This window comes from Pseudanabaena sp. CCNP1317 (assembly GCF_034931345.1).
Classification (GTDB): domain Bacteria; phylum Cyanobacteriota; class Cyanobacteriia; order Pseudanabaenales; family Pseudanabaenaceae; genus Pseudanabaena; species Pseudanabaena galeata.
The window spans coordinates 14,185-28,171 of sequence record NZ_JAYGIF010000017.1 but is presented as its reverse complement, the minus strand read 5'-3'; the positions used below and the strand labels follow the sequence as shown (position 1 = coordinate 28,171).

General features: G+C 45.2%; 15 protein-coding genes. 14 read left to right on the top strand and 1 reads right to left on the bottom strand.

Going from position 1 to position 13,987, the window contains the following annotated elements; translation table 11 throughout:
* The first annotated feature begins 451 nt into the window (after positions 1 to 451).
* Positions 452 to 1,714 (top strand): OFA family MFS transporter, encoded by a 1,263-nt coding sequence (locus VB775_RS07825; RefSeq protein WP_281008379.1) that lies wholly within the window; start codon positions 452 to 454, stop codon positions 1,712 to 1,714.
* Positions 1,715 to 1,734: 20 nt separating this feature from the next.
* On the opposite strand, the gene VB775_RS07820 is transcribed toward VB775_RS07825, so the two are convergent.
* Positions 1,735 to 1,878, bottom strand: a complete 144-nt coding sequence (locus VB775_RS07820; RefSeq protein ID WP_281008378.1) for a hypothetical protein — start codon at positions 1,876 to 1,878, stop codon at positions 1,735 to 1,737.
* A gap of 299 nt (positions 1,879 to 2,177) precedes the next feature.
* On the opposite strand from VB775_RS07820, the gene VB775_RS07815 reads away from it, so the two are divergent.
* The 13 genes from VB775_RS07815 (at position 2,178) to VB775_RS07755 (ending at position 13,950) form a co-directional block, all read left to right on the top strand.
* On the top strand, positions 2,178 to 2,399 hold the full coding sequence (locus VB775_RS07815; RefSeq protein ID WP_281008377.1) for a DUF2892 domain-containing protein: 222 nt from the start codon (positions 2,178 to 2,180) through the stop codon (positions 2,397 to 2,399).
* On the top strand, positions 2,389 to 2,925 hold the full coding sequence (gene petC / locus VB775_RS07810; protein ID WP_281008376.1) for a cytochrome b6-f complex iron-sulfur subunit: 537 nt from the start codon (positions 2,389 to 2,391) through the stop codon (positions 2,923 to 2,925). The genes VB775_RS07815 and petC overlap by 11 nt, the downstream gene beginning before the upstream one ends.
* 101 nt (positions 2,926 to 3,026) lie before the next feature.
* Positions 3,027 to 4,100 carry a Photosystem Q(B) protein 1 gene (locus VB775_RS07805; protein ID WP_281008375.1) on the top strand — a complete coding sequence of 358 codons (1,074 nt, stop codon included), beginning with the start codon at positions 3,027 to 3,029 and terminating at the stop codon, positions 4,098 to 4,100.
* A gap of 257 nt (positions 4,101 to 4,357) precedes the next feature.
* Positions 4,358 to 4,690, top strand: coding sequence for a NifB/NifX family molybdenum-iron cluster-binding protein (locus VB775_RS07800; protein WP_281008374.1), 333 nt, complete (start codon positions 4,358 to 4,360; stop codon positions 4,688 to 4,690).
* Positions 4,691 to 4,892: 202 nt separating this feature from the next.
* A complete protein-coding gene (locus VB775_RS07795; protein WP_281008373.1) occupies positions 4,893 to 5,495 on the top strand; it encodes a cation transporter in 603 nt (200 codons plus the stop codon).
* Between the two features lie 117 nt (positions 5,496 to 5,612).
* Positions 5,613 to 5,819, top strand: coding sequence for a DUF2892 domain-containing protein (locus VB775_RS07790; RefSeq protein ID WP_281008372.1), 207 nt, complete (start codon positions 5,613 to 5,615; stop codon positions 5,817 to 5,819).
* A gap of 88 nt (positions 5,820 to 5,907) precedes the next feature.
* Entirely contained in the window at positions 5,908 to 7,212 is a 1,305-nt protein-coding gene (locus VB775_RS07785) for an NAD(P)/FAD-dependent oxidoreductase (protein WP_281008371.1), read from the top strand.
* 40 nt (positions 7,213 to 7,252) lie between these two features.
* Positions 7,253 to 7,588 (top strand): ArsR/SmtB family transcription factor, encoded by a 336-nt coding sequence (locus VB775_RS07780; RefSeq protein ID WP_281008370.1) that lies wholly within the window; start codon positions 7,253 to 7,255, stop codon positions 7,586 to 7,588.
* Between the two features lie 37 nt (positions 7,589 to 7,625).
* A complete protein-coding gene (locus VB775_RS07775; protein WP_281008369.1) occupies positions 7,626 to 8,153 on the top strand; it encodes a DUF3122 domain-containing protein in 528 nt (175 codons plus the stop codon).
* A gap of 209 nt (positions 8,154 to 8,362) precedes the next feature.
* Positions 8,363 to 8,758: an SCP-2 sterol transfer family protein gene (locus VB775_RS07770; RefSeq protein ID WP_281008368.1), complete on the top strand. Its 396-nt coding sequence runs from the start codon at positions 8,363 to 8,365 to the stop codon at positions 8,756 to 8,758.
* A 187-nt stretch (positions 8,759 to 8,945) separates the two neighbouring features.
* On the top strand, positions 8,946 to 9,302 hold the full coding sequence (locus VB775_RS07765) for a rhodanese-like domain-containing protein (RefSeq protein WP_281008367.1): 357 nt from the start codon (positions 8,946 to 8,948) through the stop codon (positions 9,300 to 9,302).
* Positions 9,303 to 9,345: 43 nt separating this feature from the next.
* Entirely contained in the window at positions 9,346 to 10,650 is a 1,305-nt protein-coding gene (locus tag VB775_RS07760) for an efflux RND transporter periplasmic adaptor subunit (protein ID WP_281008366.1), read from the top strand.
* Between the two features lie 15 nt (positions 10,651 to 10,665).
* Positions 10,666 to 13,950: an efflux RND transporter permease subunit gene (locus tag VB775_RS07755; RefSeq protein ID WP_281008365.1), complete on the top strand. Its 3,285-nt coding sequence runs from the start codon at positions 10,666 to 10,668 to the stop codon at positions 13,948 to 13,950.
* Positions 13,951 to 13,987: the final 37 nt, after the last annotated feature.

The following is a 13,987-nucleotide window of genomic DNA, read 5'->3' as shown; positions in this document are numbered from 1 at the left end:
CTTTCGTCGAACTGACGTTAAGATAAGTAGCTCACTATAATTAAAACCTAAAACCAGAAGCTGTCCCGCCCGCGTAGCAGACTGGACAGCTTTCTAGGGTTTTAGTTTACTTATGCCTAGCTACTTAGTTATCCCAAACACAAAATCGCATAGTCATTTTGTGTCTTTAAAAACCTTGCTGGTTTTGATTTTCAATCTATAAAAGTGTTGTCCCACTTTTGTGAATTGGTATTTAGAGGGAGTAAAAGACTTCTTAGAAACTATTTAAGAATTACTTTTTAGTATAAAAAAACTAAAAGATCCCCCTCAATCCCCCTTAAAAAGGGGGAAGAAGATAATTCTCCCCCCTTTTTAAGGGGGGCTGGGGGGGGATCTAGACAATTCTTAAATGGCTTCTTAAGCTCACTCTTATATTTTTCTTTTGCTACTCCAACTTATTTACAAATACTTTATGCTTGACAACAATCATTCAAATGTAACCGTATTGGGAATACCCGCCGAAACAGGGCGATGGCTACTGATTCCCCTGGGGATGATGATTTTACTCTGTTTGGGGAATATATACACTTGGAGCATATTTAGAAAGCCATTGGAAGCAGAATTGGGAATTACCGCTACTCAAAGCCTATTACCCTACACTGTGGCGCTAGTTTTTTACGCTCTCCTGATGCCGATTGCAGGTTTTTATATTCCGCGTCTAGGTATGCGCCCGATCGCTACCATCGGTGGAATTATTGTTGGTTTAGGATACATTCTCTCTAGCTTAGTTGGTAGTATTGAGATGATGATTCTTACCTATGGCGTATTTGTGGGGTCAGGAGTGGGGATCGCCTATGGTGTTCCGATGGCAGTGGTAGCAAAATGGTTCCCTGACAAACGTGGCTTAGCGGTTGGTTTGACAATTATCGGTTTTGGACTTTCTCCATTAATCACAGCTCCCTTAGCAAATCAATTAATTACTGTGTATGGTATCAAGCCAACATTGAGGATATTGGGAATTGTTTTTATGGTAATTATTTTGGCGATCGCTACGATGCTCAAACCACCACCAAAGGACTGGCATCCTCGGCAAGCTTCAACTAGTTCTGCCTCTACTCAAGCAATCAACTATCCCGCGCAAATTTTAAAAAGTCGCTCATTTTATGGGTTGTGGATTTGCTATGCGATCGCCAGTTTAGTGGGATTGAGTGCGATCGGGATTTCCAGTTCTGTCGGAGAAGAGGTGATTCAAATCAATCCTGCTTTAGCCGCTAGCAGCGTGTCTTTATTTGCACTATTCAATGGTCTTAGTCGTCCTCTGTTTGGCTGGCTATGCGATCGCATTAAACCGCATTATGTAGCGATCTCTTCCTATACCTTGATTTTGATTGCTTCATTGATGATGATCGGCGCTCAAAAGGGACAGGTCGCCACTTACCTGATCGCATTTTGTCTGTTTTGGTTCAATCTTGGCGGTTGGTTAGCTATGGCTCCTACGATTACTTTGCAATTTTTCAATCCCAATCAATATGCTCAAAATTACGGGCTAGTGTTTACCGCCTATGGAGTTGGCGCTCTGATCGGTACTTTAATAGCTGGACAAATTCGTGATTTGTTTGGTAATTACACCTATGTTTTTTATCCCATGGCGGTACTGGCAATTATTGGTATTCTGGCGGCAAATTTAATGCTTAAGCGATCGCCCCACCAGCTTGTTTCCAACCAGCAAGACTAGGTGGAAAACCCTTTACATTGTCATAATTGAGCAAATGGTGCATTCATCGAAGCTAAAATATTCTGGACAGTTTGGATGCCAGTCAGGGCTTGCCAACCAAACAGACCCATTACCACCATATTGATCGCGACATGGATAAGGTAGTTCCGAACCAAAATCAGCATGACATCCTGATGTATAACCTCCCGTGTGAGTTAGATGACTTGTACTGAAATCATATAGTTCTTTACGATGAATCATCTGATTGCGATGGACGGCTAAAAGACTGGAGCCTATAGCTAGTAAAAGGTTCGAGCCTTGTAGAGCTTAAATTTAACATAGTCTTAAGACTAATCTTGTTTAATTATATTACTAATAAGTTATATTGAAGTAGATTACAAAAAATATTGCAATACTTCAAGAATTAAGTCTTCCAATATTGCTGCAAGTTTTTGCAATTTGTTTAAAATTGGAGATTACCTTTATGAACACAAATGTTGGCACAGTTGATCGCCTGATTCGTTTGTTATTGGCTGCTGGATTGTTCTATTTAGGCTTTTTCCTTTATGGCGGTACTGGATTAGGAATTGGTCTAGTTGTGATGAGTAGCGTAATGCTGGTAACTGCTCTAATGGGCTTTTGTGGGCTTTATCAACTTCTAGGAATTCGTACCAATAAAGCTACCGAGTCTCTTCATGGAAAATAGTCTTCCCTTAGAAAGTCCGTCCCTGTCGCGGCGGCAATTACTAAACTTCATCACAGGATCAGCGATCGCTGTGACCACAGGATCGGCACTCTATCCCTTTGGTAATTTCTTCGTTCCACCATCGGAAGCTGTTGGCGAAGGTGGTGCTATTCTTGCTAAGGATATCTTAGGCAAAGTTATTCCTGCTACACAACTCTTGGCTGAGCCACCAGAAACTCGCGCTCTAGTTGCGGGATTGGCAGGTGAACCCACCTATCTGATTGTCACCGCCGATCGCACTCTCGATAACATCGGCATTGTCGATAACTGCACCCATCTCGGTTGCACCTTTCCTTGGAACCCTCTGGATCAACAGTTCCAATGCCCTTGTCACGGTTCTCTCTATGCGCCTGATGGAACCGTGGTGCGTGGTCCCGCTCCTCTACCGCTTAAGATTGTCAAAGTTGCAGTAACTGACAACAAAATTTTGATCTCGCCATGGACAGACACCGATCCTCGAACTGGTAAGCAGCCTTGGTGGGTATAGGACATCTCCACATTTAGTATCACTAATTGCAGTCTTTTTAAACTTCTCAGTTCAGTTACATTCTATTCACTATTGAATTGTATTGACAAAGAGTAATAATTATGACAACTTATATCTTTCCGAAACAGTCAAAGCTTGACCCAGTAAATTCTTGGCAAGTCTTTTCTGACTGGATTACAAGTACCAGCAACCGTCTATATATAGGCTGGTTCGGTATTCTTGCAATTCCCACATTGCTCGTGGCAGCGATCGTGTTTGTACTAGCGATCGCCAATGCTCCATCTGTCGATATGGAGGGTATTCGCGTTCCCATCGCTGGATCGCTGATGGCGCATAACAACATGATCACTGCTGCTGTCGTGCCAACTTCGGCAGCGATCGGGCTGCATTTTTATCCATTATGGGAAGCCGACTCCATTGATGAATGGCTCTATAATGGTGGTCCTTATCAGATGATCGTGTTTCATTTTCTGATTGGCATTTGGGCTTATCTTGGTCGGCAATGGGAATTGAGCTATCGCTTAGGAATGCGTCCTTGGATTGCCGTAGCCTTTTCTGCTCCCGTTGCTGCCGCCACCGCCGTACTGTTCATCTACCCCATCGGGCAAGGAAGCTTTTCTGAAGGAATGCCTTTGGGAATTTCGGGGACATTCTACTTCATGCTCTCGCTCCAAGCCAAGCATAACGTCTTGATGCATCCGTTCCATATGCTTGGAGTAGCGGGAATTTTGGGTGGTGCGCTTTTGAGTTCGCTCCACGGCTCTCTCGTTACTTCGAGCCTAATTCGCGAAACTACAGAGATTGAATCAGCTAACCTCGGCTATAAATTTGGTCAAGAAGAAACTACCTATAATCTGCTTGCTAGCCACAGTGGTTATTTAGGTAGATTACTGATTCCCACACTATCTCTGCGGAATAGTCGGACTACCCACTTTCTATTAGCCGCATTACCCACTATTGGAATTTGGTTTGCCGCTTTAGGTATCGGCGCAATCAGCTTTAATCTCAATGGTTTTAATTTCCAACAATCGATTTTAGATGATTCTGGTCGTCCAATTCGCACTCATGCCGATCTGCTTAATCGGGCAGATATTGGAATTGAAGTCATGCGATCGCCCAATGGACATAACTTCCCAGTTCCATTGGCTCTGACATCTCCTGATATTTCTGCCTAAACAACTGATGTTACATAGAACGAAGATTGCCCTCACCCCCCAGCCCCCTCTCCCATGAAGGGCGAAGTAAGACCAACTCTTGTTCCTCTCGCCCCTTTTGGGAGAGGGGCGAGGGGTGAGGGTCTTAGAAACTTTCACATAACATCAACTAACAAACAAAGAATAGGAACTATTTAATGAAAATTGCCGTATCTAGCCAAAACCAAACCAACGTAACAGGACATCTCGGACATTGCCAGAAATTCTGAATCTACGATGTGGATGACATATTTATTCAAAATAAACAGCTTTTACAACTTACTAAAGCCCAAAGCTTCCATGAAAGCTCTCCTAAAGAATCACATCCCTTGGACGATGTACAGGTACTGATTAGTGGCAGTATGGGCAATGGCTTGTCTCGCCGTATAGAATCCAAAGGTATCAAGCCCATTGTCACCCCTGAAATCGATCCCGATGCTGCCATAACAGCCTATCTTGCGGGTTCACTAATTGTGAAAACTCAAGAGGAACGCGATCGCGACCATGAGGCGGAACATGCTCTTGGTGGAGAAGATGACCACAAAGGTAATTGCGGGTGCAAAGGAAATTAATGCGTTATAAGTAGCTAGGCATAAGTAAACGCAAAACCTAGAAAGCTGTCCTGCCCGCATAGCGGGCGGGACAGCTTCTGGTTTTAGGTTTTAATTATGGTGAGCTATGTATTGTGCGATAAAGCACTACAATTTTTTGCGAGGCAAAGGCTACAAATTGCCATAATTATTTAAGAAAGCTAAAACAACAAGCGAGGCAACAATGTCGGACTGTGGATGTCACATGGAGGCAAAGAATAAAGCGGAGCGTAAAACTCTGCGGATTTTATTACTGCTTAATAGCATAATGTTTGTACTTGGAATTGTGGCAGGGACTATATCGCATTCTACTGCCCTGATTGCAGACGCATTAGATATGTTTGCCGATGCTTCGGTTTACACAATTTCACTTTACGCAGTTGGTAAATCAGCGCATTACAAGAATCGAGCCGCGACTCTAAGTGGCATTTTTCAAATCACATTAGCGGTGATGGTTGTCCTTGATGTAATTCGACGGTTTGTCTGGGGAAGCTCTCCAGAATCAGGCTGGATGATGGCAATTGCTCTCTTGTCACTTATTGTGAACAGTTATTGTTTGTACCTACTCTCAAAGCATCGTCAAGGTGAAGTACATATGCGAGCAAGCTGGATATTTACTCAGAATGATGTCATCGCAAATTTTAGTGTGATTATCGCAGGTTTGCTAGTAAATCTATTAAATTCCCGATTTCCTGATTTGATTATTGGATTGAGCATCGCAAGTCTCGTTGTTTGGGGTGGAATCAGTATTATTCGAGATTCGCAAAGAGATCAAATAACGCAATAACTGGTGTTTTCATAAAATGCTGCGAGAGTATGTTTCAAAATATTTCAATTTATCAACTAAATTACTGTATAGTGATATAATCATTTTATTAATGTCAAAAGCTCAATGCAGAAACCGATGATTAGTAGTAACCGATCTTGGAATCAATCGCAGTGGTTGCGCTTAGTCGCAGGCAGTATGGTTTTGCTCAGCTTGTCTCTATCGCTGATTAATGTCAATTGGCTGTTTTTGACTGCATTTGTCGGACTAAACTTGCTGCAATCGGCTTTTACCAACTGGTGTCCGTTGATTGTGGTACTGCAAAAATTAGGAGTGAGAGAGTGAAGGTATGAGGATAGTGCTTTGCACCATCCTCACACTAGGAGCATTTATTAAAAATTTTTATAAATTTATTTTTTTAGGAGTCGAGATTATGGCTCGCGTTGTTGTGATTGGCGCTGGATTAGGAGGTTTACCTGCTGCTTACGAGTTGAGGCATGTATTACCCCGTGAACATAAGATCACGCTTATTTCCAATCAACCAAAGTTTACCTTTGTGCCTTCTCTACCTTGGGTGGCGCTAGGATTAAAATCCCTTGATAGTATTCAATTGGATTTAGCAAAAACTGTTGCTAAGCATGACATTGAGTTTATTCATGCAGCAGTCACGGCGATCGATCCAAAGTTGCGTCAGATCAAGATGGGCGACGATCGCACATTGGACTATGACTATGCAGTAATTGCCACGGGACCTGAACTTGCCTTGGATGCTCTGAAGGGATTAGGACCCGAAGGTGGCTATACCCAATCAATTTGTAATCCACATCATGCAGTGTTAGCTGGTGAAGCATGGGAGCAATTCTTAGAGAATCCAGGACCGATCGTGGTGGGTGCGTCCCCAGGAGCGAGTTGTTTTGGTCCCGCCTATGAGTTTGCTTTTTTGATCCATGATCAATTGAAGAAAAAAGGACTGCGATCGCAAGTTCCAATCACTTTCATTACTTCTGAACCCTATGCAGGACATCTAGGCATCGGCGGTATGGCAAGCTCACGCTGGCTGATGCGTAAATTTATGGCAGATCGGGAAATCGAGCTGATGGAAAATACGGCTATTTCCCATTTTGAATCTGATGCTGTGCATTTGGTTGATGGGAGCGTGATTCCTTCTAAATTTACAATGGTGTTACCGCCTTTCCGAGGACCCAAGTTTCTCCGTGAAGCGGTCGGATTAACTGATGTCAAAGGTTTTGTGCCTGTCTTGCCGACCTATCGCCATCCAGAATTTACTTCAATTTATTCTGTCGGCGTAGTCACCCAACTTAAAGCCGTGGAGCAAACGCCAATTCCTACGGGTGCGCCCAAGGTGGGATTGATGTCGGAAGAAATGGCTTTGGCGATCGCCCAGAATATTGCCCTAGAGTTAGGAGTCTCTACTGGTAATCAGTGCAGACCAACCTTACAAGCGATTTGCTTTGCCGATTTTGGGAATACAGGAGCGCTATTTTTAGCCGATCCGCTTTTGCCTAATGCGTCAGGCGATCGCAAACGCGCTTTGATCTATCACGGGATCTGGGTGTCTTGGATGAAAGCTGGATTTGAGAAATATTTTCTCACGAAAATGCGCTTTGGTTGGACGATTCCTTGGTTTGAGAAGCTTGGTTTTAAGGCGATCGGGTTGCCATTAGTGGAGCCAATTATTCCGATCCCAGAACCTGAAGCAGTTCAAATTAGAGCATGAATAGGAATGGGTTTTACTCTAATTTTGAATAGGAGCAGACATGGATATCACCCTCAATCCTAGTGAATTGGAAACTCTGGCAAATCGATTCCGTGCTTTGTCAGATCCAACCCGTTTGCAAATTCTGATGGCAATTTGTAATCAAGAGCGCAGTGTTCAGGATATCTGCGATCGCACTGGACTCCATCAAGGCAATGTATCAAAGCATTTGCGATTGATGAAGGATGCGGGAGTGGTAGCCTGTCGGCGTGAGAGTGTGTGGCGATTTTATCGAGTCATTGATACAGAGTTGCTGATGCTATGCAGTTCTACTCGTGGATCGACAGACAGTTCAAAAAACAGTTCAAAAAACAGTTCAAATCTTTGCCAGAGTTAATTTTTAGCAATTTCAAAAACAATAGGATCTAGATTTAATGAGCTGCCAAATTCGTCAATTTTTTTCTTGGTTATTGCTGATAGGTGCGATCGCAATTTTTACCTTAATCGGATTTGGTGTACTTGATACGCCTAGTGCTTCAGCAGCGATTCGCCAATTAGAAGAAGCGCCAAATCAAATGGTCTATCAATCGCGTCAATCCCTCAAGGATCAGCATGGCAATACATGGCAGACGATCGCTTTCAAGCGATCGCGTCCTGATGGCAATAGTAGTTTTGAGTTGCGCTTGGTGGGATTTCCTAATTTGGTGGCGATCGATCATGCTCAGCCTTTAACTTTAAGCAATTCCTTGGGTAAAACCCTCACGGCTATTGATACCTCTAGCAACATTTTCAAAGAGGGAGCGCAGGGGAATGTCGGGCAGTACGATCTGCAACCTTTGTTAGCAGAATTGCAAGCGGAGATTCCTTTAAAGATTTCTTTGCCTACGCTCAATGGTGATGCAATTAGTCTATCGGTTCCCCCTGCGCTGGTGGCGGAATGGCAGACTGTGGCTAATTATTAAAGCCCTCACTCTTTCACAAAAGCTACGGTGTAAACACAAATTGTCAGATATATCGTTAGTTGCTAAAGATCCCCCTCAATCCCCCTTGTAAAGGGGGAAGAAGAAAATTCTCCCCTTTACAAGGGGGGCTGGGGGGGATCTACACCCCGAAACGAAGACAGAGAGAAGCTAAGGCTTTATCAAAATTTAAATTAACTTAGGAGAGAACAATGGCAGATTTATTTTCCCCTGAATGGATGAAAGCTTTTGGTGAACTATGGAATGCTGATGCAGAGATTGTCAATGGACTTGCGAAGATACATTTTAATTCTGTAATTGGCTATGGCTTTGAATCTCAAGACAAACCCAGTGGAATACTGGTGGTTCAGGAAGGTAAGGTGGTTTTTGCAGGAGCCTATGATGGTCAGTCATTGAACTGGGATTTACGCGCCGATCGTCCCCATTGGCTAAAGTGGACGACGAGAGGCTTAGATATGTTGGGTTTGAGTATGGCGTATATGAGCCGTAAACTGCAATTCCGCGTTGGCGACTACACAGCCATGATTAAAGATCCGCGCATGGCTTCGCCATTTATCAAATCATTTGCCATGATGAGCAGAGTTTAAAGAGATCCCCCTCAATCCCCCTTGTGAAGGGGGAAGAAGAAGGTTATCGGCTATATCGTGAGTTACTAATGATCCCCCTCAATCCCCCTTAATAAGGGGGAAGAATAAATTAAGTTGTCTTCTCCCCCCTTTTTAAGGGGGGCTGGGGGGATCTTCCAAATTCCCAAAACACCAAATCCCTAAAACAATGAATAGTAAACAAAATAAACAGAAATCAGCTAAAAAGCCAGCATTAAAATCGGTGAGCCTTTCGCCAACACAATTGAATTCGCGCCAAGAGCAATTACTCGTAATTGATGTGCGGGGCTGGTTTGAGTATTTTATGGGGCATATCGCAGGGGCAAAGCGCATGAGTCGCGATCGCATTCTTAAAGAAGTTCCCCAAGATCAAGCGATCGCTGTCACTTGCCTATCAGGACATCGCAGCGATATGGCGGCACAATGGCTAGTCTCTGAGGGCTATAGCAAAGTCCATAGTTTGCAAGGTGGTTTACTGGCTTGGCAGGGTGCGGGTTATTCTGTGCATCGTGGCAACCAACCTTAATTTTTTTAAGAACTGGCGTTAAATCGCAGGAGTGGAGATGGCTATGATCACAAATAAAATCACAAATAGTAAAACTCAGCATTTTTGGCAGTCGCTATTACAGAATAAACTGCTGTTGATTGGCTCAATTTCGGGCTTGGTTTTACTTTCGGGCGGCACGATCTGGTGGTTGACTCAAAGCAGTAAAAATGGACAGTCAGCCGCAAATTTGGCAGCGGCAAGTTCTAATGCTAATCCCATACAGGTAAAAACCGCGATCGCCCGTCAACAGGGTGTGAATAATCAACGCGTGCTTACGGGCAGTGTCGAACCCTTAGAAACGGTGACGCTGACCAGTCGCGTCATGGGACAAATTCGCCAGTTAAATGTGCAGGAAGGCGATCGGGTCACGGCTGGACAAGTCTTGATTGATATTGATGTGGCGGACATTCAGGCACAGGGCAATCAAGCTCTGGCTGGGGTGAGCATGGCGCAGTCCAATTTTCAAAATGCGGAAGCGAGATTACAGCAATCGATCGGACAACTGATTGAAATTGAGTCGGACTTAGCTGAAGCAAAGCTTGAGCAAGGTCGGATGGCAAGGCTGCAAGCTGAAGGTGCGGTTAGTCAACAACTGCTCGATCAGGCAAATACGCGGGTAAAAATGAGTCAGGCGCGACTGCAACAAACCCAAGCGATGATTGGTCAATCCCAAGCCACCATGAATCAAGCCCAAGCACAGGTCAGTCAAGCCCAATCGCAAGTATCACAGGTCGTGGCGAATCTCGACTATGGCACGATCGCCGCTCCCTTTGATGGGGTGGTGACACGCAAGCATAGTGAGGTTGGGGCAATGGCTGGACCTGCACAACCTTTGTTAACCATTGAAAGTAGCGATCGCCTGCGGTTTAGCACCCAAGTCCCCGAATCGATGATCTCTCAGATTCGTTCAGGGCAGAATGTCTCCGTATATATTGATGCCCTCAATCGCGAGGTGACGGGCAAGGTCAGCCATATTATTCCTGCGGCCGATCCCACCACGCGCAATTTCACGGTCAAGGTGACTTTGAATGGCACGGCGGGTGTGATTTCGGGAATGTTTGGCAGATTGCAGTTAACCAATCCTGCCGTAGCTCAAAAAACAGGCGATCGCCAAGCATTGGTAATTCCCCAAGCGGCGGTCGTCAACCAGTTTGGCATTAAGGGCGTGTATAAGGTAGCCGAAGGCAAAGCTAACTTCCAGCCAATCACCACAGGGCGCGTCACTGGTGAAGATATTGAAGTGTTTTCAGGTTTAGCCAATGGCGATCGCGTTGTTGTCCAGCCCTCTACGGATCTCAAAAATGGCAATGCTGTTCAAGTAAACTAAGCTCCCCTTTTCACCATGACTAATTCCCCTCAAAACCCTCCTAAATACAGCATCATTGGGCAGATTACCAATTACTTCATCAACTCACAGTTGACGATTTTATTAATTGCAGTGCTGGTAATTTTTGGCATCGGTGCGGTTGTGCTTACGCCCAAAGAAGAGAACCCCCAGATCATCGTTCCTGCGGCTGAAGTCTATCTACCCTATCCTGGAGCATCCGCTTCCGTTGTCGAAAAGACCCTCACCAATCCCATTGAAGCCAAACTGAGGGAATTATCGGGGGTTGAGCATATTTACTCCGCCTCGCAAGATTCGGGCGCAAAGGTGACGGTGCAGTTTATCGTGGGACAGAATTGGGAAGACTCCCTCTTTAAATTGCAGAACCATATGTTTAGCAATCAGGACTTACTGCCCAAGGGCGCAAGTTATCTGGTGAAGCCTGTAATTATCGATGATGTGCCGATTGTGACCCTGACGATTACAGGTAAAGACTACAGCGACAATCAATTGCGCCGCATCGGTGAACGTCTCTTAGAAGACCTTCGCAGCATTCCTAATACCGCCAATCTCGCGATTACTGGCGGACAACCCCGTGCGATTCGAGTAGATCTTGACCCTGACAAACTCGCCAGCTACAAACTCTCAGCTCCGCAAATTGCTCAACGCCTCCAGAATGAAAATGTGCGTTTGCCTGCGGGGGATGTGTCCATTGGCAAAACTCGTTTATTTATTGATGGCGGTAATCTCTTTCAGTCCGTTAATGATGTGGGGGAGGTAATTGTCGGCTTTGGACAGGGTTCCACTTCACCAATTTATTTACGGGATGTGGCGAATGTAATTGATGATTTTAGCGATCGCACGACAATCTCACGGATTAATTTTCGCCAAGATTGGGATATTAGCATTCCCTATCCCGACACCAAAGCCCAGCCCAAGGGCGAATTTGTAGCACAACCTGCGATCACCATCGGCATTGCCAAGCAAAAAGGAACCAATGCTGTTACCGTTGCCCAACAGATTTTCCAACGGGTTGAAGAACTGAAACCGCAGTTGCCATCGGGCATTGCGATCGCCGTGACCCGTAATGATGGACAGACCGCCGATCGCGCTGTGGGCGATCTCTATCAAAGTTTAGGCATCGCTATTTTCACGGTTGTGGCTTTGTTGGTCATCTTTTTAGGTTGGCGCGAATCTTCGATTGTTGCCTTTGTGATTCCCTTGACTCTTGCGGGCACTCTCGCAGTGGGATTTGTTTCTGGACAAACGATCAATCGGATTACCCTATTTGCCTTGATTTTAGCTTTGGGAACGCTGGTGGATGATGCGATCGCCGTTACCGAAAACATTCATCGCTATTTTGAAGAAACGCCCAACATGAACTGGCGGCAGAAAACCCAAGCGGCGGTAATGGCGGTTAATGAATTGGGAACACCCGTCATTCTTTCCACAATTACGGTCATTCTCGCCTTTGTGCCGATGGCCTTTGTGACGGGCATGATGGGACCCTATATGCAGCCCATTCCCTTTAACGTCCCCGTAGCCATGATCGTCAGTACCACCCTAGCGCTGACAATCACGCCATTTTTAGCATTACGGATGATTAAAATCAAAAAAGGAGCAAATGGGGAAGACGCACATCAAGTAACAAAGGTTGAAGATGGAGCGATCTATCGCTTCTATTCCAAACTAATGTTACCGCTTCTCAATTCGTCAAGCCGTCGCCGTTTTGTGTTGTTTTTCATTACAGGCTTGATGTTAGCTTCATTCTTGCTGCCCCTCACCCAAACCGTCAAGTTTAGAATGCTACCCAAGGCGAATAAAGACACCTTCCTTGTGCAGCTAGATACACCCTTGGGAACCGAACTGGCAGAAACCGATCGCATTGTGCAGGATCTCGAAGCAATTTTGCGGCAAAATCCTGAAACCACTAATTTTGAAACCTATGTGGGCATGGGCGCACCGATTGACTTTAACGGAATGTTGCGTGGGGCAACCGATCGCTTTGGCGAACATTACGCCGATATTCGCGTCCATCTCACCAACAAAGATGCCCGTTCCATTCAATCGGAAGGTATCGTGTTAAGTCTGCGTCCGAAATTAACTGAAGTTGCTCAAAAATATAATGCGATCGTCAAATTAGTGGAAGATCCACCAGGTCCACCCGTGCGATCGACTCTCCTAGCCGAAATCTATGGTTCTGACTATGGTAAATTGCGCCAACTCACGAAAGAAGTACGCGCAGTATTTGCCCAAACCGCGCAAGTGGTGGATATTGATGATTCCGTTAAAAATCAAATCCCGCAGATGCGTCTGGTGGTCGATCGCGAAAAGGTCAACCGCGCAGGGCTAACCACACAGGATGTTGCCCAGACGATCAATATGGCGATCGCAGGTTCGCAAGTTTCGATCATGAAGGTATCGGGTGAACTCGCACCCGTGGGCATTCAAGTGCGTTTTGCCGATGCCAATCGCCAGAGCATTGACGATCTCAGTCGGATTCAATTACCAACCAGCCAAGGTTCCCTAGTGCCGCTAACGGAATTAGTCACCTTTACGCCTAGCACCGTCGATGAGCCGATCCTGCATAAGGATCAACGCCCCGTCACCTATGTCATGGGTGAAATGGGCGATCGCTCCTCCGTCTATGCTGTCATCGAACAAATCATTTACTTCTTTCAGAATCCCTTGCCCAAAGGTTATTACATTCAATGGGATGGGGAATGGAAACTCACCCTCGATGTATTCCGTGATTTGGGGCTAGCGATGATGGTAGCGGTGGTACTGATTTATCTGATTCTCGTGGGGCAGTTCCGTAGTTTCAAAGTCCCGATGATCATTCTTGGTTCAATTCCCCTAGCCTTGATTGGGATTCTCTTAGTATTTGCGGTCAATGGTGTCTATTTCAGTGCCACCGCCATGATCGGCGTAATTGCCCTTGCGGGGATTGTGGTCAGAAATGCGATCGTGCTGCTAGAATTCATCGGCGATAAACTCAAGGAAGGCAGTGAATTAAAAGCCGCAATTCTCGAAGCAGGAGCGGTCCGCTTTCGCCCAATTTTGTTAACTAGCGTTACGACAATGTTAGGAACACTCTCAATTCTCAGCGATCCTGTTTGGTCTGGACTTGCTTGGGCGTTACTAGGCGGGATGTTAACCTCTTCTTTCCTGACTCTATTTATCATTCCGATTCTCTACTATGGCGATCGCATTACCCATAAACTCACAGAAGACGAGCAGGAAGATTTAGATGCTCCCGAATCTCCCAATTTCCCTCCCGATCAAAGTCCCATGCTTAGCTAGTTTTTGGTATAGCAATGTAGGTTTTGCTTAGGATCTA